The sequence below is a fragment of the Flexivirga alba genome (assembly GCF_042661025.1).
Lineage (GTDB): Bacteria > Actinomycetota > Actinomycetes > Actinomycetales > Dermatophilaceae > Flexivirga > Flexivirga alba.
The window spans coordinates 1,086,102-1,106,735 of sequence record NZ_JBHSWH010000001.1; the positions used below are offsets into that span (position 1 = coordinate 1,086,102).

Sequence of the window (20,634 nt, forward strand, 5' to 3'; positions counted from 1 at the left end):
ACGAGGCCCGCGAGCGGTGTGCGGCAGGGTCCGAGCCCACCCCACGCGGTGCCTACGGGCTCACACGGTCCACTGGTCGGGCCCGGCCGTGCTCGGCGGATCCTCCCGTTCGCCGCCGCCACCGTCGTTGCGTTCATCACCCTGGGACTGCCCGGGCACGACGTGCGTATGTCGACGCTGGTCGCAGCCCTGGCGCTGACCGGTGTGCTCGGCGTCGCGGTCGTGACAGTGCCCTGGACGCGGTTGCCGACGTGGGCGCAGGGCAGCGTGCCTCTGGCGTTTCTCGCGGTGGCCGCTCTGCTGCGCGATGCCGACGGGGCAAGCCGTTCGGGTCTCTCCGCACTCATCATCCTTCCGGTGCTCTGGGTCGCTCTGTACGGCACCTGGCGGCAACTCACGCTCACCATCGCAGGCGCGGGTGTCGTTTTCCTCGCGCCGATCCTGGTCATCGGCGCGCCTGACTATCCCGCCAGAGAATGGACCCGCGTGATCCTGTGGCCGGTGCTCGCCGGCATCGTCGGTCACGCCGTGCATCGGCTCGTGCAGGAGCAGCGGTCCCGTGCCGACAATCTGGAGGTGAGCTCGATCTTCCTGCAGGCGGTGCTGGACAGTGTCGATGTCGGCATCACGGCGTGCGATGCGGGCGGCCGGCCCCGCCTGGCCAACAATGCGGCCCGCGCCATCCACGGCTCCGAGCCCACCGGCGACGCTGCGGTGGACGACGCCGGAGACGGTTACCGACTGTTCGCCGCTGACGGCGTGACTCCGATCCTCGGCGACGACGCCCCCTTGGCGCGTGCCCTGCGTGGCGAGCGGGTGCACGACGAGGAGGTCGCGGTCGCGCCGTCGGCAGGTCCGCTGCGCCGCGCCGTCATTCGCTGCCAGCGCATCACTCGCACTGACGGCAGGGTGCTCGGAGCGGTCATGGCGATGCACGACGTCACCGATCGCCGTGCTGCGGAGCAGGCGGTCAGAGACAGTGAGGAACGACTTCGTCTGCTGGTCGACGCCACCGTCGACTACGCCATCCTGATGCTCGGTCCGGATGGTCGGGTACAAACCTGGAACACCGGTGCGCAGCGACTCAAGGGGTACGAGTCCGATGAGATCGTCGGACAGCACGTCTCGGTGCTCTACCCACCCGGGCAGACCGTGCGCGACGACCTCGATGACAAGCTGGCGAAGGCGGCGGAGAACGGCAGGTTCGCCGAGGAGTGCTGGATCGCTCGCAAGGACGGCAGCGTCTTCTGGGCCGGGGTCGTGCTCACCGCCATCCATGACCCGGCTGGGCGGTTGCGTGGTTTCAGCCTGATCACCCGTGATCTGACCGAGGTGCGCGCCGCCGAAAACCTCAAAGACCAGTTCTTGGCGGTCGTGTCCCACGAACTGCGCACCCCGTTGACGTCGATCATCGGGTTCTTGGAGATGCTGCTCGACGACACGAACAATTTGAGCGACGCACAGGTGCAGTTCCTCACCACGATCGACCGCAACGCACATCGACTGCTACGTCTCGTCGGAGATCTCCTGCTGACTGCGCAGATCGATGCCGGCAGCGTGACCCTCGACCTCAGGTCGGTCGACGTCGCCGTGCTGGCCGCTGCCGCGGTCGAGGCGGCGCAGCCTCGCGCCACAGCGAGCAACATCAGCCTTCGGCTGCAGCCCGGACAGCTGCCGCCGGTGACGGCCGACCCGGAACGACTGGGGCAGGTGCTGGACAACCTGCTGTCGAACGCCATCAAGTTCACGCCCGGCGGCGGGCGGGTGGACCTGAAACTGACCGCGGAGGGCGCGGGGGTCGCTATCGAGGTCTCCGACACCGGCATCGGCATCCCCGTCGATGAGCAGGGCCTGATGTTCGAACGGTTCTTCCGTGCATCAACGGCCGTGGGGCGTGCCATACCCGGCGTCGGCCTCGGCCTCACGATCGTCAAGACCATCGTCGAGGCCCATCACGGCACCTTGTCGATGAGCAGCGCCGAAGGTGTCGGAACGACCTTCCGGATCGAGCTGCCGCTCGAGCAACCACGTCGTCGCCTCAGCGCCCGGACGGCACACCACCCGGCGTCCGGACCTAGTCCTCGGTAGGACGCATTGCTGTCGGTCGCTGGGTGACCGATTCATCGCAGGTCGACCGGCCATCTCGCGCCGCCACTACTTGTCGGTGCTGTCGCCGAGTCCGACGCGGGTCATCGTGCCCCAGACCTGCTTCTTGCCGCGCAAGCTGGCCCACCAGCCTTGGAGCCGCCACCAGGCGGTGAGCTGGCGGTAGCCGAGGTTCTCGGCCACCGCGGCCGTCACCAACGAGCCGAGGTCGCGCCAGCGGGTGTACTTGTGGAAGGTCAACTCCTCGACCGTCATCGCGGCCAGGGTCACCAGGATCGCGTAGCCGTAGGCGATCAGGATGAACAGGATCGCGAAGGGAACGTTCACGACACCGAGGGCAAGGCCCAATATCATCAGAATCAGGCCGCCGAATTCCAGCAAGGGCGCGATCAGCTCGAAGGCCCAGTAGAAGGGCAGCGCGATCATGCCGAGGCGCCCGTAGCGCGGGTTGCCCAACATGCCGCGGTATTTCCACAGCGTCTCCCACAGGCCGCGATGCCACCGGGCGCGTTGCTTCCGCAGCACCTTGGTGGTCGAGGGGACCTCGGTCCAGCACACGGGTTCACCGACGAACTCGATGCGGTAGTCGCGGCCCTCACGACGCATCTTTCGGTGCACCCGCATCACCAGCTCGAAGTCCTCACCGATGCTGGTCGTGTCCAGGCCGCCGACCTCGACCAGCACATCCCGGCGGAAGACCCCGAAGGCGCCGGAAATCAGCAGCAGAGCACGTAGTCGCGACCAGCCGGTGCGCCCGAGAAGGAACGCCCGCAGGTATTCGACGATCTGGATCCGGGCGAGCAACTGGCGTGGGACCCGGGGTTCGACCAGTCGGCCGGCGACGACCCGGCTGCCGTTCGCGGCACGTACCACGCCGCCGGTGGCGATGGTCCGGGTCGGATCGTCGGCGAACGGGACGGTGACCGTGATCAGCGCGTCGGGATCGAGGATGGAGTCGGCGTCGACGAAGACGACCAGATCGGTATTGGCTGCGTTGATTCCGAGATTGACCGCGTCCGAGCGGCCGGAGTTGGTCTTGCGCACGACGGTCAGCGGTGTCCGCCCGTCGCGGGGAATGTTCACCGAGAGCAGCTGCGCGATGACGGGCACCTCGGTGGGTATCTCGCGCCCCACCGGGACCAGGTCGAAGGCCCGCTCGAGCACGGCGAAGGTGTCGTCGGTGCTGCCGTCGTCGACCGCCACGACTTCGTGGTGCGGGTAGTGCAGTGCCAGGAGGGACTGCAACGAGGAGACGATGCCGGCGGCCTCGTTGTACATCGGCACGACGACCGTCACGGACGGTGCGTAGTCACCCGCGATGCGTTCGGGTCGGCCGGATTGTTCGACACGCCTCAGGTGGTGCACAAAATCCCACGCGGCCAGGCCGATCAGGATCAGGTACGAGGTGTTGATCACCAGGAAGTAGATCAGGACCGGCCATTGCACGACGGACAGGGTCGTGACCACTCCGTCGCGCAGCCCGTCCACCAGCGCCCCCAGTTCACGCCCGATCCGTTCCGCGGCGCAGCCGTAGCAATTCGAGGGTGACCCTGGCCGCTCGGACCGCCGGAGCGGTGCGGTCGGGATCTGCGGCGGCGCGAGTCAACGTGTCACGTCCGGGGCCGGAGTCGCCCAGAGCGGTGGCAGCCGCTGCCGCCAGGCCGCGGTCGGCGTCACCGAGCAGCACCTCCAGTGCGGCGACCGCGTCGGGTGTGCCGAGGCGGCCCAGTGCCCGCGCGGCCGCACGACGCACCGGGGCGGGCTCGTCGGAAGAGGTCAGCGTGACCAGCACAGGACAATCATCCGCCCGACCCGCCTCGCCGAGGGCGTCGGTGGCGGCCACCCGGACCAGTTGGTCCGGGTCCGTGCGGGCGAGCCCGGTCAGCTGCGGCGCACATGAGATGAACAGGCCACGACCGGCCACGGTGGCCGCGACGAGACGGACGCCCGGGTCGTCGTCCGTCAGGCCGTCACGGACTGCTGGTTCGGAGGTGATACCCAGGCGGACCAGCGCATCGGTGGCGGTGCCGGCCGCCACACCTGGGTGCGTCCGCTGGGTGCGCACGGCTCGCAGCACCGCACTCGCGGCACGGGGGCCGGCCGGCGGTCCGACCGCTCCGATCGCCCGGGCGGACACCAGCCGAACCTCCGGTGAGCGGTCGTGCAAACCGCGCAGCAGGTCGGTGGTCAGGTCCGCGTCGCGCAGCAGGCCCAGGGTGCGGAAGGCGCGTGCGCGACGCACACTCGACGACGCGCGGCTCGCGTGCAATGTGCTGGTCACCGCGTCACGCTCGCGGAGCACGTCCACCAGTGCATCGGCAGGCGCCCCTCGCACCTTGGTCAGCACGCCGACCAGTGCTCGGTCCAACTCACCACGGCTGTCACGGTGCGCGATGAGCCGGGCACGGGCGGCTCCGTCGGTGTCCTCCCCCGATGCCACCGCCAGGAGATGGGGCCGCAACGGCGCCAGCCGTGCCTGAGTCGCGGTCCGTCGATGCGTGGTGATCAGCTTGCTCAGCACCACGACGACCGCCAGCAGCAGGCACAGGCCGAGTACGACGACCGCCACGAAGTACAGCTGCTCGCTGCTGACGTGGGACGGTGCTGTCACGCACCCCGCCCCAGCAACCCGGCGACCCGGTGCACGAGCTCGCGCGGACTGAACGGCTTGCTGACGTAATCATCGGCGCCGACGGAGAAACCGGCATCGACGTCGCTGTCGCGTGACCGGGCCGTCAGGAGCACCACTCGCACGCCGTCCAGCTGCTCGTCGGCGCGGATGGTCCGCAGCACGTCGAGGCCGGACAACCCCGGCATCATCACGTCGAGCACCGCCAGTCGTGGTGGGTTCTCCCGGATCTGCTCCAGCGCCTCGACACCGTCGCCGCATGCTCGCACGGCATACCCGGCCTGCGTCAGCTTGAATTCGACCAGGTCGCGGATGTCGTCATCATCGTCGGCGACGACGACATCAATCCGGCCCGCCTCTTCACTCGCTCCCTCCACCACGGGTTCACCCTATCCGTCACGGACCGCGCGCACCGCCACAGCAGAGCACCCAATCTCCGCTCATCGGTCTGGATAGCCGGTGGGGTTCTGCGACTGCCATCGCCAGGTGTCCGCGCACATGCGGTCGATTCCGTGGACCGCACGCCAGCCCAGCTCGTCGTGCGCGCGGCGCGGATCGGCCAAGTTGGCCGGGACGTCACCCGGGCGCCGCGGCACGACCTCATGCGACAGCCGACGCCCGCAGGCACGCTCGAAGGCACCCAGCAGCTGCAGCACCGAAGTCGCGGTGCCGGTGCCGAGGTTGAACGCCCGGGCCGGCTCCGGCATAGCGTCCAGATGCTCCAGGGCACGCAGGTGTCCGGTGGCCACGTCCATCACGTGGATGTAGTCGCGCTCACCGGTGCCGTCTTTCGTCGGGTAGTCGGCACCGAAGATTCGCAGCCGGTCCAGTCGTCCGACCGCGACCTGAGCGATGAACGGCATCAGGTTGTTCGGCGTGCCCTGCGGGTCCTCGCCGAGTTGTCCTGTCGGGTGCGCACCGACGGGGTTGAAGTAGCGCAGCAGCGCCACCTTGAGGCCGTCGGTCGCAGCGGCCACGTCGGTCAGCAGCTGCTCGATCATGACCTTGGTCTGCCCGTAGGGCGAGGTCGCCGACAACGGCCGGTGGTCCTCCTGGCACGGCAGCGGCGCGTTCTCGCCATACACCGTCGCCGAGGAGGAGAAGACCAGCCGCGACACCCCGTGCCGGGCCATCGCAGTGAGCAACGAGAAGGTGCTGTCCAGGTGGTTGCGGTAGTAGTCCAAGGGTCGGGTGACGCTGTCGCCGACCGCTTTCAGCCCGGCGCAGTGCATGACCGCGTCGAGCCGCTCCTGCGCGAACAGCGCATCGAGCCGGTCCTCGTCGCGCAGGTCGAAGACGTGCAACGGGATCCGTGTGGCTGCCAATGCCTCCAGGCGATCCAGCACCGACGGCTTGCTGTTGACCAAATCGTCGACGATCACGATCTCGTGGCCGTGCTCGAGCAGCGTGAGGGTGGTGTGCGATCCGATGTAGCCGGCGCCACCGGTAAGCAGGATCCGCATGGTGCCCGACCCTAGTCCGAGAATGAAGGTGACCAGGCAGGCGGCAGTTACTCGGCAGAGAGTCCGGGGTTTGCCAAGTTGGACTGTCAGGCTGCTGGTTCGATGGTGACGTGGTAGCCGAGGGCTTCCAGGCCGCGAACGTGGTTTCGGCGTTTGGCTGCGGTCGAGACGTGGCTGTCGTAGTGGTCGGCGCCGAGGTCTTTGAAGTGGCTGTCGGGGTCAGCGAGCAGATGCCAGATGATCACCAGGAGCGATCTGCCGACGGCGACGATGGCTTTCTTCTTGCCTCGACGGCGGGCGATGCGGCGGTAGCGGGCACCGAGGAAGGTGTCGGTCCGGCCGACGCCGACAGCGGCCTCGCCCAGGACCCGGGCGAGGTAACGGTTGCCGTGACCGGTGGAACCGTTGCCCTTGTTCTTGCCCGCGCTGGACTTGATTCCTGGGGCGAACTTGGCCCACGACGCAAGATGCCCGGCGGTGGGGAACCGGGTCATGTCGGTCCCGATCTCGGCGAGGATAATCGCGGCTGCGGTGGCTTTGATCCCGGGGATTTCAGCCAGTCGTGCCACCGCATCACCGAAAGGGGCCAAGTGCTGCTCGATCTGGGCCTCCACTGCCGCGATGTCGGCATCAACGGCATCGATCCGAGCCAGCATCCGAGTCAGCAAGAACCGGTGGTGCGCATCGAAGGTGCCCACTCGCAGGCCGGCAAAGGCTTCCTCGAGCAAGCCGATTTTGGGTCGCATCCGGGAGCGTGCCATGTCAGCCAGCTTCCTGGGGTCGCGTTCCCCGGCGATCATCGCGGCCATCATCGCCCGCCCGGAGACCCCGAAGATGTCCGAGGCGACCACGGACAGCTTGATGCAGGCGTCTTCCAGCAGTTTCTCCACCCGGTTCTTCTCCGCGCCGCGCACCCCGACCAGATCGACCCGGTAGCGGGTCAGGTCCCGCAACCGGCGGATCGGTGGCGGCGGCACGAAACTGGGGCGCAGCATCTGACGCTCGGCGACCTTGCACAACCACACCGAGTCCAACACGTCGGTCTTCGGGCGCCCGGGCAGATGCTTGACGTCCTTGGCGTTGACCAGCCACGGATCCAGTCCGTGGGCCTCGAACAGGTAGAACGGTGGCCGCCAGTAATCGCTGGTGGCCTCCATCACCACCCGCTGGATCCTCAGGTCGACCAGCCGCTGCGCCAGATCGCTCAACGCACCGACCATCGTCGAATGCGTGGTGACTTCCTGGATCCGACGTTTCTTGCCCGTCGGTGCGGGCAACCGGACACAGCACACGACCTCTGCCTTGCCGATGTCTAACGCGGCGACCCGTTCGATGATTTGTTCGTCGTCCTCTGATTCTGCGAAGACCATCACCTGCTCCCTTCTGTCGGTTCGGTCACTGGCACGTGTGACCGCCCGGGGGAACTGCCAGGGCATCAAGCGAATCTAGTCCTCGCGCTCACACCACGACTCCGGTGGAGTCCTGGATCGGCAGCATTGAAGGGCCCACAACACGGTTCCCCACCCGGCTAGACGACGGCCTCACAGGACCATAGGGAAAACGGCGTCGACCGGGCGGCCACCACACCATTCTCAGCCCGGAACGGGCGCCCCGACAGGGGCACTTTGGCTAGACGACACATGATCGGTTCGCTCGGCACTGCGTCACTCGCGCAACGCACGCCATCCGTCGTAGTCCTCCACGGCGATGCCGGCGAAGGCCGGTGTGGAGGCTTCTGCCCGGTCGACCTCGGCCAAGGCGTCCCGCAACTCACTGGCGGTGCGGCCGGCAAAGGTGCACGACGGACAGTCGGGGACCGGGTTGGTCTCCGCAGCCAGCCGAACCGGTCGCTGCGCCGCTGCTGCGCGCTCGAGCAGGTCGGCGCCGACCGCGGTGATCGAATCGGGGCCGGTGGCCCGGTCGCGATAACTCATGACCGTGACAGCGTCGACCCGGGTGAGCACGGCGTCCGCCAAGGTGTGGTCGCCTACGGGGACCGTCTGCCACCAGAATGGAACGTCCACCTCGAGAGTGTGCCCGGTCTCATGTGTTTCCTGCTGCAGCGCATCGAGCAGGCCGAGGTATGACCTCACCAATCGGGCGCGAGATGCCGAGCCGGACCAGGCCGCCAGGGCATAAGGCTCGACGTCGACGTGAATGCCGGTGAAAAGGCCTGTGCCGGCCGCGGCACGTGCCCACGCCGAGGCAGCCGCGTGGTCCGTGGCCCAGTGCGGCTCACCACCCAGGGCGTCCAGGCGTATGCCGACGGCGTCGGCGAGCGCAGTCAGCCGCCGCAGGCGCGGCAGGTCCGGCGAAGTGGCGACGTCCGGACAGACCGCCACGAACAACGTGGCAACGCCCTTGCATCGGGCGAAGTCGACGAGCACCTCCGGATCCGGCCCGGACCAGACCCACATGGCGCGCGCCGCCGCGGTGTCAGCGGGCGGCATTGCTCACGAGGGCCGCGACGTGGAGTCGGTCGCCGACACGTCGTCGTGCACGAGGTAGGCGGACGGGATCGTGACGGTGAAGGTGCTGCCCTCGCCGAGCCGGGAAGAGACCTCGATGTGCCCCCTGTGTCGCTCGACGATGCGTTTGACGATGCTCAGCCCGAGGCCGGTGCCGGCGATCTCATGAGCCGCGGGGTTGCTGGAGCGGTAGAACTCCCCGAACAGCAGACGCTGGTCCTGTTCGGAGATGCCGATGCCCTCGTCCGTACATCGGATCTCCACCGCATCGGGCACCGGGTGGGCGCTGAGCCGGACCGTGGAACCCTGTGGGCTGAACTTCACGGCGTTGCTGGCGAGGTTCAATACCAACGCGGTCAACTGGTCCTCGTCCGCCTCGACGGCCAGTCCGCCGGCCGGCAGCTGGACCTCAATCCGGACGCCGCCGGCGGATGCCAGCGGCGACAGCACGTCGACGGTGTCGGCCATCACCTGTCTGAGGTCAACGGTCGCACGCTCGAGCGGCCGGTCTGGGTCACTGAGGCGGGAGAAGGACAGCAACTCCTCGACCAGCGACAGCAACCGGCGTGAGTTGCGCTCGATCACGTCGAGGGATCTGTTGACCATCCGGTCGGGCTGACCGGCGACGTCGTCGGCGAGAACCTCGACGTGCCCCAAGATCGACGTCAACGGGTTCTTCAGCTCGTGGGACACCGTCGACAGCAGGATGCTTTTGGCCCGGTCGGTCTCCCGGAGAACGTCGACCAGGTGTCGCTCCCGTTCGAGCAGGCGGGCGTTGAGCACCGAGCGGCCCAGGTCGCGACCCACTTCCATGGCGCCGTCCACCTCCTGAGGACTCCAGGTCGGGGACGCGGCCTCCCGGGTCATCACCAGGTAGCCGACGCACTCGGTCGCGGCACCCAGCGGCACCAGCAGCAAGGAGTGCGATCCGATACTGGCGATGAAGTCGAGCACCATGCTCGCCTCGTCCTCCGTGAGGGCCTCGCGCGGCTCCATGTGTCGGTGCGCGACGATCGCTGCTCGCTGGGTCAGCCAGCAGTGTTGCGCCATACGACCGGCGAGCGCGGCCAGTGATGGTGAGACGTCGGCCGACAGGTCGTCGGGATACTGTCGCCGGTGACCGTGGCCGCCTGCATCGTCGGCATCGCTGAAGACCCGCACCCACATGCGCTGGCTGCGCAATCCCTCGGCCACCGCGCCGATCGTGTCGGTGAGAATGCGATCGATCTCCAGCGACTGCTGCGACGCCCGGACCACCGAGCTCACCGCGGCTACCAGCCGGTCGCGCTCGGCCAGGGCGGCCCGCTCGCGCATGTGGCTGATCGCGATACCTGCCTGCGCGGCGAAGACCTCCAGCACTCCCCGCCGGAGGTCGCCCGGTTGTCGTCCGTCGTAGGGCAGGTCGACCGACACGAAACCGAGCATCGACCCGGACGCCGAGAGGAACGGTGCGATCAAGGTGTCCTCGGGATGCCAGGCATCAGAGTCGAGTGAGCCGGTGTGCGCGGTGGACCGCGCCGACGACACCCAGCCGGTGACATGGTCGGCCGGCAGCCGGTCGTGCGGAAGGAACCGGAGGTTGCCCCATCGCTCTGCGTCGGCGAACTCGTGCTCGATCTGGGCGAGGGGGTGCGAGCGCCCATCAGCTGGGCCTTGGCCTCATCATCGCCGGCAACCGCGACGACCTCGAATTCGTTCCCCGGCTGCAGGAGGCTCACGGCGGCCACCTGGAAGCCGACAATGTCCGCGACACCGGACGTCACGAGGTCGAGCAGTTCGGTGAGGCTCGGCTGCGCTGCGGCGCGAGACATTAGCGCGCTGAGCCGCCGGAGTGCGTCGTTTTCCCACGTCGTGCCGGTCATGCCCAGCCCCCTACTTGCAGTCCTCGCACCTGTCATCCGCACCGTCGCGCGCCCCGGCGCCACTACTGCGGGAGTTCTCACCATAACGTCCAGACACGGCTCGCCAGCGAACATGATCCCTTGCACAACTAACTTACGCACCAGTAACTTGTCTCCCGGGCACTGTGATCCCGCTCACTCCCTCGCGACAAGGAAATCCCTGACGATGCAACGCACGCGAACTCTCGAAGCACTCACCGCCGTCACGCTGGCGGTAGGTCTGATCGGCGGTCTCGCGGCCGCCCCGGCCCACGCGACGACCGACGACTTCTTCAGCTACCACGGCAGCGAGCCGCTGGCGTCATACGCACCGGGGGCGGTGCTCGATACGCGCACGATCGACTACCACCTGCTCGGGATCGCGCTTCCGCTGAAGGTCGAGCAGATCCTCTACCGCTCGACCAATGCCGCCGGTGCGCCGATCGCCAATGTGACCTCGGTGATCAAGCCACCGGGAATGGCGAAGACCGGCCAGGCGGTGTCCTACCAGTCGTTCTACGACTCGCTGAGCGTCGCCGACAGCCCGTCGCGTGTGATCGCCGGCAACCAGCGGTTCCCCGGCGGCGTCATTCCCAATGTCGAGACCGCCTTGATCGCACCGATGTTGCTGCAGGGCTACCCCGTCGTCGTGCCCGATACGGAAGGGCCGACCGCCGATTTCGCCGCCGGTCCGGAGTACGGCATGACCACCCTGGACTCGATCCGCGCCGCGAGTGCCGCAACAGGGACCGGCATCAACACCAGCACCAAGCTGGCGATGATGGGCTACTCCGGTGGCGCGATCGGCACGAACTGGGCGGCGGCGTTGGCCCCGTCATACGCACCGGACGTCAACAAGCGATTGGTCGGTGCCTCCGAGGGCGGGCTGCTGGTCGACCCGGCGCACAACCTGAAATACGTGTCCGGCGCACCGGTGTGGGCCGGTGTCGCGCCGATGGCCGTCGCGGGCGTCGCGCGATCCTTCGGGATCGACTTCTCGTCATACCTGGCCACCAAGGGGCAGGCCGTGATGGACGGCGTGCAGAACGACTCGATCGCCGAGGGGCTGCTGGCGAACCCGTTCATCACCTGGGGACAGATGGTCAAGCCGGCGTATGCGAACCCCAACTCGGTCAAGCCGTTCGTCGACGCGGTCAACAAGCTCAACCTCGGCCAGCGTCCGTCGCCGACGACGCCCATGTTCATCGAGCAGGGCGCCGGTGGGTTCTTCGAGGGCACGTCCGGCAGCAAGCCCGGGATCGGCGCCGGTGACGGCGTGATGATCGCCGGCGACGTGCGGACCCTGGCGCGGCAGTACTGCGCCGATGGGACCACGGTGAAATACCAGCAGCAGAACTTCCTCTCGCACGTCGGCACCGCCCTGCCGTGGGCGGCCGCGACGATCGGCTGGGTCAACGACCGCTTCGCCGGCAAGGCCGCACCGAGCAGCTGCGGGTCGATCGCCCAGGGCAACTCGCTGGCGCCCGAGGTGTATGTCGGAAGCTGACGCACTGTCCCGTCATACCGACGCCCCCACCGGCTGTGCTCTGGTGGGGGCGTCGACGGGTGCGGTCAGCTGTTGTTGGCGAACGCCTTCAATGCGGTCGCGGATCCGTTGAACTTGTTCTGGTCGATGCCGCCCGAGGCGCCGTACTGCCAGATCGTTTGCTTCGTCCAGCCGCCCGGCAGGGTGCCGACGGTGGTCGGGTGGGCGAACCACAGCGCGCTGCTGTGGAAGGCCGTGCTGTTGCCCGTGCAGTCCTGCCACCATGCGCGGTTGGTGTAGATGACCGGCGTGCGGCCCTCCTTCAGCTTGTATTCGGCGACGAAGGCCTTGATCCAGGTAACCATCGCAGCGGGGGTCTTGCTGTAGCAACTACCCTCCACATCGAGCGCGCCCGGCAGCGTGTAGCCGTCTGCTCGCCAGGCGCCACCGTGGCTGATGAAGAAGTCGGCCTGGGTCTTGCCGGACGCGCCCGCCGGGTTGGCGAAGTGGTAGGCGCCGCGGATGATGCCGGCGGACCGGGCGCCGTTGTAGTTCCGGGAGAAGGTCGGGTCGGTCCAGGTGCTTCCTCCGAGGCCTTGGCGTAGGCGAACTTCACTCCGGCGGAGTGCTGGCTCGCCCAGTTGATCGTCGTGTTGTTGTTGCTGACGTCGATGCCGCGCACGGTCGCCGGTGCTGCGCCGATGCGGTGCCCCGCGTTGTTGTTCTTCAACGTTGCGTCCAGGTTGCCCTTGGCGCCGGCGGCGAAATTCTGGGCGTGACCGGCGTAGCCGGAGTTGTAGTAGACGGTGACCGTCTTGCTCGTGCGATTCCACACTGACGCGGCGTGGTTCTTGACGCACAGACCCTTGCCGGCACCGGCGCCCTTGAAGTCGTAGCAACTGGGTTGGGTCGCGCCGTAGTCGCTGATCGAGGTGGTGAAATCGGAGAGCGACCCGGCCTCACCCGAGTTGTAGTAGAGGCAGAACTCGCCGGACTCACACACGCCATTTCGTGCGGTCGCCGCGTGAGCCGTCGGTGCGGCCAGGGCACCGATGCCGACGAGCAGGGTGGGTGCCGCGACCAACGCGGCGGTGAGCTTGAAACTTGTCCTGCGCATGATGGTCTCCTCCTGGGTCCGAATGCGAACAGGAGTCAGCGTGCCGACCAGCGCTGCGATGCCACTGCGACCGCGCTGCGAGCACCTCGCAGCGTCACCCCACGAAGTTCTCCCCCGCTCCGCTCCTCCGATACTTCGCGGGGACCCCGACTGCGTTGATCAGGTGATCCGCTGGACCTTGTTACTACTACTCGTAGACGTACTTCTGCGGGCCTGGGTAGATCCAGGACAGGCCGTCGCGCAGGCGGTCGCGCCAGTCCTCCCAGGAGTGGCCGTCACGTGCTTCGACATACCGGACTCGCATGCCGGCTCGCTCGAAGACGGGCACCATCGACCGGTTGGGGACGATCAGCGGCTCGTACGTTCCACATGAAACGAACATCCGGTCGGCGACCTTGCGCGGTTTCGCGCGGTAGCGGTTCATGAAACGGACGACCGGGTCGAAGACCTCGCCGCCGTCGTGGGCGTCACCGATGTCGGTGAAGACGAAGGATCCGGACTGCACCAGCAGCGAGCCGAAGAGGTCCGGATAGCGGTATGCCGTGGACAGGCTCGCGACGCCACCGAATGACGCCCCCATCAGACAACGACCGGAAGGCTTTGCCACCAAAGGGAATTCGTCCTCAAGTGCGGGCAACAACTCCTTGGCGATGAAGCGCGCGTGTTGCACGGAGTTGGCGTACTCCTTGTTGCGGTCCCCCGGGTTACTGAAGACGACCACCGTCTCGGCCACGTCCAGCCGGTGAATGAGGTTGTCCAGCACCGTCTTCATCGCCGCGTAGTGCAGGTAGTCGTCGCCGTCGTGGACGATCAGCAACGGATAGGAATGCGTGGTGCGGAAACGGGCCGGCAGGTAGACCCGGCACTCGCTGTTGCGGCGCAACGCCCGCGACTGCACCGTCAGGTCGACGATCTCCCCGGGCGCGCCTCGGGGTCGGGGTGCACCCAGTCGGGCACGACATACCCGGTCGCCTGCAGGACCGACGACGAGCCGACCGGACTGTTGGCGACGTGCGGGTTGAGCGGGTCGTTGCCCTCCTCGTGGTGCTCGCCGTGGCGCACCTCGAGCTGGTACTCGACCCGCGACCCGGCGGGCAGCTCGAGTATGACGAACCACAGCGACGTCCCGGGCAGTCGGCGCATCGGCACGCGCTGCGGTCGACCCACGATCCGGTGCCGCACCCACACCTCGTCCGCGTCACCGCGGAACAGGAAGGTGCACTTCGCACCCTCGACGATCGGCACCGTGTGTTGTTGCAGGAATCGGTCGATGGCATTGTCATCCAACGGCTTTCGCGCTCGTAGCCGATGGATCGCGAGCTGCTCAGCCATTGACCGCTCCTGCGGACGAGACGGCTTCGAACGTGCTCGCGACGCCCGACTCGTCAATCACCGGTGCATCCCCGGGCAGCGAGCCGTCCGCCTCGAGCTGCACCCGGGCACCCGGGTCCAACGGCACGCACACCGCCGGCGCGAACCGACGGGCGAGCAGCCCCATCCGCGCGGTCTCCTGCATCCGCAGTCGCTGCCGCGCGGACGGCAACACCACGACCCCCGGCAACAGGCCGAGCCCGTCGTCATACACCTCGGGCGCGCGTGGCCCGCGAGATGCGTTGTCGTTGAAGAGAACAACGCGCTCGGTGAGCACCATCGCCCCTGCCGACCAGGCGATCACCGGCAGTCGGTCCAGGCCCGCCGGCACGACGTTGAAGAGGTGCAGTGCGTCCAACAACTCACCCACGTGCCCGCCGGCCAGCACGACGGCTTCGGCGGCGGTGAGCAGCTGCGCCACCTCCGCGCGGTGTGCCGCGATGAGCGGGTGCTCGTGTGGGCGCGTCGCGGCATAGAAGGTCGCGTTGATCTCCCGCACGCGCTCCAGGTGCCGCTGGTCGAGGGAGCGCAGCACTTCCTCGCCATCGCTGACTGCGAATCGCTTTGCGCGCTCAGAGCGTTCGGTCTGCGAGCGCAGCTCGGTCAACGCCCGGGAGGTATGCCGAACCCCGATCAGGTAGAGCTCCTGCAGGTCGGTGAGCTCGACCGAGCGACGCCGATGGGCGGCGGCGAAATCCGGGTCCCGGTCGAGCACGTCCTGACGTCGCGACCAGAGGGCCAAGTTGGTTGCCCGACCTCCGAGGTGCTCGTCCAACTCGTCGTCGGCGAGCTCACGCTCCTGCCAGCCGGCCGTGATGGTGGCGAACGGGCCGCTCAGCTGAAGGCCCGCAATGATCTTGTCCAGACCCGGTCGACGCTGGGGACCCAGCAGTACCAACGGGTTTCGCGGCGAGCCGCTCACTGCCATGGTCGCGCCTCTTCCCCTCGCTGCGGGCCTCGTTCGTGCCTCACTCGTGTCCTCGCTCGGGTCGGCGCTCAACCTGCGTGGACTTGCACGGTGCGCCCGACGTCGTCGAGCATCCCGCGCAACGCGTCGTAGTCAGGGTGCTTCATCCGGATCCACGCGTTGGCCATGTAGCCGGCCTCGATCGGCTGCGTCGCGGCGCCGACCGGCAGGTGAGAGTCCAGGATCCATTCGCCATACCGCGAATTGATGTCGTCGAGTCCGTCGATGGAGGTGATGGTGCCGTCGCGGTCGGGTCGCAGCGCGATGATGCCGGCGGCATACGCACGCGATGGGACGTGCCACACCTGGTGGTGCACGATCGCGTCCGCCCAGGCGCGGTAGATGTCGATGTCGTTGCCCGCGGAGTAGAGGTCCCAGCAGCCGACACCCGGGGGCCGGGCGCCGATCTCGCTGAACCGCAAGCCTTTCGGGCTGACGAAGTACTCCATGTGGGTTGGCGCGGTGTGTATGCCGAGGACCTCGTTGACCCGCTCGCCGAGGTCGCGGAGCTCCCGGTAGAACGGAGCCTGGTCGACCCGGTTGGTCGAGATGTACTGCGGACTGACCCAGCGCGTCCGCATCGCCTCGAGCACCCCCGGGTAGTAGTGCGAGGCGAAGTCCAGTGCAATGTGGCCATCGACACTCAGGGTGTCGTAGAAACCCTCATGCCCCTCGACGAACTCCTCGATCGCGATCGACTCGGTGGCGCCGAATGTCGCTGCGGTGTCGACCAATTCGCGGAAATTATCGACTCGAGTCGTGCCGGCGGCGCCGGCACCGTCGCGGGGCTTGAGGATCACCGGGTAGCCATGCTCGTCGACGAAGTCACGCAGGTCGTCGATGTCGTGTGCTGCCGCCGACGCGGCGGTCGGCACGCCGGCCGCGCGCAAGGCCTCCTTCATCGCCGGCTTGTCGCGGCACAACCAGGTCGTGCGCACGGACGTGCCCGGTATGCCGAGAGCCTCTCGCACGATCGCGGCCGGCAGCGTGTGTGCCTCGATCGTCGCCTCCATGCCGTCGATCCAGGCGAACGACTGGAAGTGCTCGACCGCCATACGCAGCTGATCGACGTCGGTGACCGAGCCCACCTGGTAGTAGTGATCGACCCACGATTGGAGCTGCTCGTCCAGCCACTCCCATGGTGTCTCGCCGACCGCGAAGACGCTGGCGCCCACCCCGTGCAGCGCACGCGCGAACTCGCGCTGGTTACGCGGGAAGTTCGGCTCGACGAAGACGATGTTCATGAAATGTGAGGCTAGCGGCATTTCCGGCGTCGGCGTAGGGCCTCGAGACGCGCGCTCGTACCTCACGCGCTCCTCGGCCGGCTCGGGTTGTCAGTGGCGGGTGTGAATATGGGGGTGTGTCAGAGGGCAACTTCCTGCACGCCGACCTCGACTCCTTCTATGCCAGCGTCGCGCAGCGTGACGACCCCGCCTTGCGTGGTCGTCCGGTCGCCGTGGGCGGCGGCATCGTGCTCGCCGCCAGCTACGAAGCGAAGGCGATGGGCGTGCGTACCGCCATGTCCTCACGGGTGGCGCGGCGATTGTGCCCGGGGTTGATCGAGGTGCCGCCGACCTTCACCGCGTATGTCGAGGCATCTCGCGCCGTCTTCGAGATCTTCCGCGACATCACACCGCTGGTCGAAGGCGTGTCGATCGACGAGGCGTTCCTCGACGTCGGCGGCTCCGCCGGGTGAGCGGATCGCCGTCGACCGTGGGTGCGGTGTTGCGGCGCCGGGTGAAACAGGAGGTCGGGCTGCCGATCTCGGTCGGCATCGCAGGCAGCAAATTCCTGGCCAAGGTCGCCAGCGCCGCGAGCAAGCCGGACGGCCTGCTCAGCGTGCCGGTCGGCGGGGAGCTGGACTTCCTGCACCCGCTGCCGATCGAGGCGTTGTGGGGCGTCGGCAAGGTGACCTCCGGCAAATTGCACGCGCGCGGCATCGGCACGGTCGGTGGGCTCGCCGCCCTTCAAGAGGATGCGCTGATCGCCATCGTCGGCCCGGGCAGCGGTCACCATCTGCACGCGCTCGCCCACGGGCGCGACCCGCGCCGGGTCGAGACCGGTCGTCGGCGCCGGTCGGTCGGTGCGCAGCGGGCGATCGGGCGGGGGCGTCATACCGGGGCCGAACTGGACGCGACGCTGGTCAGCCTGGTCGACAAGGTGACCCGGCGGCTGCGCTCCGGCGAGCGGGTCGGGCGAACCTTCGTGCTGCGACTGCGGTTCGAGGACATGACCCGGGTGACGAGATCGCGAACGCTGCGCAGCGCCACCGCGGGCACCGACGCCTGGCTGGTCGCAGGTCGAGCGCTGCTGGAAGAGGCCATGCCGCTGATCGCCGACCGGGGCGTGACCCTGGTCGGCATCAGCATCAGCGGACTCGACGAAGCAGCCGACGAGCAACTCGAGTTGCCTTTCGAAGCCGTGGCCCCGTCCCGGCTGGACGGCGCGCTCGACGCGGTGCGTGACCGGTTCGGCAGCGCCGCCGTCACCCGGGCCGTGCTGCTCGGCCGGTCCGAGGGCTTCAGCACCCCGCAGCTGCCCGATCAGCGATGACGATGCACCGGCCGTCATACCGACGAAACCCCCGAACCACACAGTGATTCGGGGGCTTTCGGCTGTATGACGTCACTCCTTGGCAGCGTGCCGGCCACGTCGTGAGCCGGTGACCGAAGCGTCGACCTTCTTCTCCAGGTCGCCGACAGCGTCGTCGGATGCCGGCACCGCCGTGGTGTCCTCGACCGGGTTGACGTCGAGCTTCTCGATCTCCGGCGCGGTGACCTCCGGGACGCGCTTGGCGCCGCCCTTCTGGCCGCTGAGGTAGAGGGCGACCGCTCCGGCTCCGGCGAGCAGGCCGAGGGCGATGAGCAACTTGCCCTTCTTGCGGCGCTTCTTCGCGACCTGCGGTGCGACGGTCTCCACGACATCACGGGCTTGTTGCGGCAGGGCGGCATACGCCTGGGTGCCGGCTGCAGTGGTGGCTGCGATCGTCTCCTGGATGCGCGGCATCCACTCGTCGGCGAACAGGCGGTGTGCCTGCTCCTTGGTCAGGCCGGCTGCCTCGGCGCGGTCCGCGGCCGACGCCTTGATCTTCGCGGCGTTCTCGGACGCCTGCTGGGTGGCCTTCTTCGCCTTCTTGACGTGCGGCGCGGCGGCCTCGGTGACGTCCTCGGAGGCCTTCTTGGCAGCCTTCTTCGCCTTCTCGACATGCGGTGCTGCGGTGTCGACCGCATCGGCGGTGGCTTCCTTGGCCTTTGCGACGTGCGGCGCCGCGGCCTCGGCAACGACGTCCTTCGCCTTAGCGACGTGTGGTGCTGCAGCGTCGGACGCCTTGTCGGCGGCGTCGGAGAGCTGACCGGTGACGTTCTCCACGACCGGTGCAATCTTCTCGCGGCCGGCTTCCGCCGCGTCAGCCACTGCTGATGCCAGGTCGGCTACCTTGTCCTTGGCCACGTCCTTGCGCGAGGTCTTGCTGAGCACTGGAGCCCTCCTAGGCTTGAGGTTTCCGCTGCGCCGACCAGTCAGGCAACGAGCCCCTGCCTGGGTCAGCTCAGCGCAAGCGTCACTGCTACTTATTGAAAATCAACTTCAAGGCTTACTCGCTTCATCCTGCCAAGTCCCACCGGCAAGCAGCAACGCCGGTCCGGGTGTACCTGAGAGTACGGCGCCTGCGGATGCCAGACTATGTGCATGATCGCAACACTGCAGACCAACCACGGCGACATCAAGATCAACTTGTTCCCGAACGAAGCTCCCAAGACGGTCGAGAACTTCGTCGGCCTCGCCGAGGGCACCAAGGACTACCGCGACGACGCCGGTCGCACCAACCCCACTCCGTACTACGACGGCCTGACCTTCCACCGGATCATCCCGGGTTTCATGATCCAGGGCGGCTGCCCCCAGGGCATCGGCATCGGCGGCCCGGGCTTCGAGTTCGACGACGAGATCTCGCCGGACAAGAACTTCAACGCGCCATACATGCTGGCGATGGCCAACGCAGGCAAGCGCGGTGGCAAGGGCACCAACGGCTCGCAATTCTTCGTGACCGTCGGCGCGACGAGCTGGCTGCAGGGCAAGCACACCATCTTCGGTGAGGTTGCCGACCAGGCGAGCCGCGACGTTGTCGACAAGATCGCCGCCGTGCCGACCGGTGCGCAGGACCGCCCGGCCGAGCCCGTCGTGATCGAGAAGGTCACCGTCGAGAAGTGACTGAGCAGTGAGCAACAGCATGGGGAATCTCCCCACCTGCCATCGCCACCCTGACCGGGTGGCGATGGTGTCTTGCCAGCGATGCGGCCGACCGACGTGTGCCGAGTGCCAGCGCCCGGCGCCGGTCGGCGTGCAGTGCGTCGATTGCGTGGCCGCGCAGCGCAAGCAGAGTCGTTCGGTGGTGTCGATGTTCGGCGGTCGGGTGGCCGAGGGCCGCCCGGTCGTCACCATCACCTTGATCGCGATCTGTGTGGTGGTCTGGATCGGCCAGCAGCTCAACGACAAGGTCACCATCGACCTGCTCTACGCACCGGTGCTGTCCAAGCAGGATCCGTGGCGGTTCCTGACCGCGGCGTTCGTGCACTCGCCGTCGTCGATCTTCCACCTGCTGTTCAACATGTACGCCCTGTGGATCGTCGGTCAGTACCTCGAGCCGTTGCTCGGTCGGGTGCGGCTGCTGGCGATCTATCTGATCTCCGCGGTCGGCGGGTCGGTCGGTTATGAGCTGCTGGCCTCGACCCCGAGCTCCCCACCGACTTCAACACCGGCTGGGTGACCCCGACGGTCGGTGCATCGGGGGCGGTCTTCGGTCTCTTCGTCGTCGTGGTGGTGCTCAACCGGCACCTCGGGCGTGGCGTCGGTCCGATGATCGGACTGATCGTCATCAACGGCGTCATCGGCTTCCTCGTGCCGGACGTCGCGTGGCAGGCGCACCTGGGCGGCGCTATCACCGGCGGCCTGTGCGCGGCCGCCATCGCAGTCCTGGGCCGGCAGCGTGCGCAGTGGCAGTGGGTGGCGCTCGCGGGCATCAGCATCCTGCTCGTGGTCCTGGCCATCGTTCGGTTCGAGTCGGTGCATCTGCCGACCGGCTGACGTCATACGCAGTCCGCACCACATTCTCGCCACAGCAGAACGCAAGGCGTTTCGTAGGGCGCTCGCAT

The 20,634-nt window shown here is 67.7% G+C and carries 19 protein-coding genes and 2 pseudogenes; 6 read left to right on the forward strand and 15 right to left on the reverse strand.

All coding sequences use genetic code 11. The features are described 5' to 3' along the window. The first annotated feature begins 48 nt into the window (after positions 1 to 48). Entirely contained in the window at positions 49 to 2,088 is a 2,040-nt protein-coding gene (locus tag ACFQDH_RS05325) for an ATP-binding protein (RefSeq protein ID WP_382399173.1), read from the forward strand. Positions 2,089 to 2,154: 66 nt separating this feature from the next. On the opposite strand, the gene ACFQDH_RS05330 is transcribed toward ACFQDH_RS05325, so the two are convergent. From ACFQDH_RS05330 to ACFQDH_RS05365, 8 genes are all read right to left on the reverse strand, one after another. Then, the gene (locus ACFQDH_RS05330) at positions 2,155 to 3,594 is read right to left on the reverse strand and encodes a glycosyltransferase family 2 protein (protein WP_382399175.1); all 1,440 of its coding nucleotides are present in this window, start codon (positions 3,592 to 3,594) and stop codon (positions 2,155 to 2,157) included. A gap of 13 nt (positions 3,595 to 3,607) precedes the next feature. Beyond that, a complete protein-coding gene (locus tag ACFQDH_RS05335; protein ID WP_382399177.1) occupies positions 3,608 to 4,717 on the reverse strand; it encodes a HEAT repeat domain-containing protein in 1,110 nt (369 codons plus the stop codon). After that, positions 4,714 to 5,115, reverse strand: a complete 402-nt coding sequence (locus ACFQDH_RS05340; protein ID WP_382399179.1) for a response regulator transcription factor — start codon at positions 5,113 to 5,115, stop codon at positions 4,714 to 4,716. Before ACFQDH_RS05340 ends, ACFQDH_RS05335 begins: the two co-directional genes overlap by 4 nt. Positions 5,116 to 5,175: 60 nt before the next feature. Then, entirely contained in the window at positions 5,176 to 6,198 is a 1,023-nt protein-coding gene (galE, locus tag ACFQDH_RS05345; protein WP_382399181.1) for a UDP-glucose 4-epimerase GalE, read from the reverse strand. An 86-nt stretch (positions 6,199 to 6,284) separates the two neighbouring features. Beyond that, a complete protein-coding gene (locus ACFQDH_RS05350; RefSeq protein ID WP_382399183.1) occupies positions 6,285 to 7,568 on the reverse strand; it encodes an IS110 family RNA-guided transposase in 1,284 nt (427 codons plus the stop codon). Positions 7,569 to 7,862: 294 nt separating this feature from the next. Next, the gene (locus ACFQDH_RS05355) at positions 7,863 to 8,648 is read right to left on the reverse strand and encodes a hypothetical protein (RefSeq protein ID WP_382399185.1); all 786 of its coding nucleotides are present in this window, start codon (positions 8,646 to 8,648) and stop codon (positions 7,863 to 7,865) included. Positions 8,649 to 8,651: 3 nt separating this feature from the next. Then, positions 8,652 to 10,124, reverse strand: a complete 1,473-nt coding sequence (locus ACFQDH_RS05360; protein ID WP_382399187.1) for a sensor histidine kinase — start codon at positions 10,122 to 10,124, stop codon at positions 8,652 to 8,654. Continuing rightward, a complete protein-coding gene (locus ACFQDH_RS05365; RefSeq protein WP_382399189.1) occupies positions 10,121 to 10,528 on the reverse strand; it encodes a hypothetical protein in 408 nt (135 codons plus the stop codon). The genes ACFQDH_RS05360 and ACFQDH_RS05365 overlap by 4 nt, the downstream gene beginning before the upstream one ends. Before the next feature lie 205 nt (positions 10,529 to 10,733). On the opposite strand from ACFQDH_RS05365, the gene ACFQDH_RS05370 reads away from it, so the two are divergent. Continuing rightward, positions 10,734 to 12,053 carry a lipase family protein gene (locus tag ACFQDH_RS05370; RefSeq protein ID WP_382399191.1) on the forward strand — a complete coding sequence of 440 codons (1,320 nt, stop codon included), beginning with the start codon at positions 10,734 to 10,736 and terminating at the stop codon, positions 12,051 to 12,053. Between the two features lie 65 nt (positions 12,054 to 12,118). On the opposite strand, the gene ACFQDH_RS05375 is transcribed toward ACFQDH_RS05370, so the two are convergent. The 6 genes and pseudogenes from ACFQDH_RS05375 to ACFQDH_RS05400 form a co-directional block, all read right to left on the reverse strand. Further along, on the reverse strand, positions 12,119 to 12,892 hold the full coding sequence (locus tag ACFQDH_RS05375) for a GH25 family lysozyme (protein ID WP_382404812.1): 774 nt from the start codon (positions 12,890 to 12,892) through the stop codon (positions 12,119 to 12,121). Then, positions 12,814 to 13,149: pseudogene (locus tag ACFQDH_RS05380) on the reverse strand (peptidase inhibitor family I36 protein); the annotation flags it as partial. The gene ACFQDH_RS05375 and the pseudogene ACFQDH_RS05380, both read right to left, overlap by 79 nt. A 187-nt stretch (positions 13,150 to 13,336) precedes the next feature. Next, a complete protein-coding gene (locus ACFQDH_RS05385) occupies positions 13,337 to 14,032 on the reverse strand; it encodes an alpha/beta hydrolase (RefSeq protein ID WP_382399193.1) in 696 nt (231 codons plus the stop codon). Positions 14,033 to 14,049: 17 nt separating this feature from the next. Further along, positions 14,050 to 14,481: a hypothetical protein gene (locus tag ACFQDH_RS05390; protein WP_382399195.1), complete on the reverse strand. Its 432-nt coding sequence runs from the start codon at positions 14,479 to 14,481 to the stop codon at positions 14,050 to 14,052. Beyond that, the gene (locus ACFQDH_RS05395) at positions 14,474 to 15,448 is read right to left on the reverse strand and encodes a Type 1 glutamine amidotransferase-like domain-containing protein (RefSeq protein ID WP_382399197.1); all 975 of its coding nucleotides are present in this window, start codon (positions 15,446 to 15,448) and stop codon (positions 14,474 to 14,476) included. Before ACFQDH_RS05395 ends, ACFQDH_RS05390 begins: the two co-directional genes overlap by 8 nt. 68 nt (positions 15,449 to 15,516) lie before the next feature. Then, positions 15,517 to 16,731, reverse strand: coding sequence for an ATP-grasp domain-containing protein (locus tag ACFQDH_RS05400; protein WP_382399199.1), 1,215 nt, complete (start codon positions 16,729 to 16,731; stop codon positions 15,517 to 15,519). A 116-nt stretch (positions 16,732 to 16,847) separates the two neighbouring features. Here ACFQDH_RS05400 and dinB point away from each other — a divergent pair. Next, positions 16,848 to 18,040 (forward strand): annotated as a pseudogene (gene dinB / locus ACFQDH_RS05405) (DNA polymerase IV). 72 nt (positions 18,041 to 18,112) lie between these two features. On the opposite strand, the gene ACFQDH_RS05410 reads toward dinB, so the two are convergent. Then, on the reverse strand, positions 18,113 to 18,964 hold the full coding sequence (locus tag ACFQDH_RS05410) for a hypothetical protein (protein WP_382399201.1): 852 nt from the start codon (positions 18,962 to 18,964) through the stop codon (positions 18,113 to 18,115). 210 nt (positions 18,965 to 19,174) lie between these two features. Between ACFQDH_RS05410 and ACFQDH_RS05415 the strand changes: the two genes are divergently transcribed. The 3 genes from ACFQDH_RS05415 to ACFQDH_RS05425 all read left to right on the forward strand — a co-directional run bounded on the left by ACFQDH_RS05415 (position 19,175) and on the right by ACFQDH_RS05425 (position 20,566). Continuing rightward, entirely contained in the window at positions 19,175 to 19,693 is a 519-nt protein-coding gene (locus tag ACFQDH_RS05415; protein ID WP_382399203.1) for a peptidylprolyl isomerase, read from the forward strand. A gap of 64 nt (positions 19,694 to 19,757) precedes the next feature. Further along, on the forward strand, positions 19,758 to 20,249 hold the full coding sequence (locus ACFQDH_RS05420) for a rhomboid family intramembrane serine protease (protein WP_382404813.1): 492 nt from the start codon (positions 19,758 to 19,760) through the stop codon (positions 20,247 to 20,249). Further along, positions 20,246 to 20,566, forward strand: a complete 321-nt coding sequence (locus tag ACFQDH_RS05425; RefSeq protein ID WP_382399205.1) for a rhomboid family intramembrane serine protease — start codon at positions 20,246 to 20,248, stop codon at positions 20,564 to 20,566. Before ACFQDH_RS05420 ends, ACFQDH_RS05425 begins: the two co-directional genes overlap by 4 nt. Positions 20,567 to 20,634: the final 68 nt, after the last annotated feature.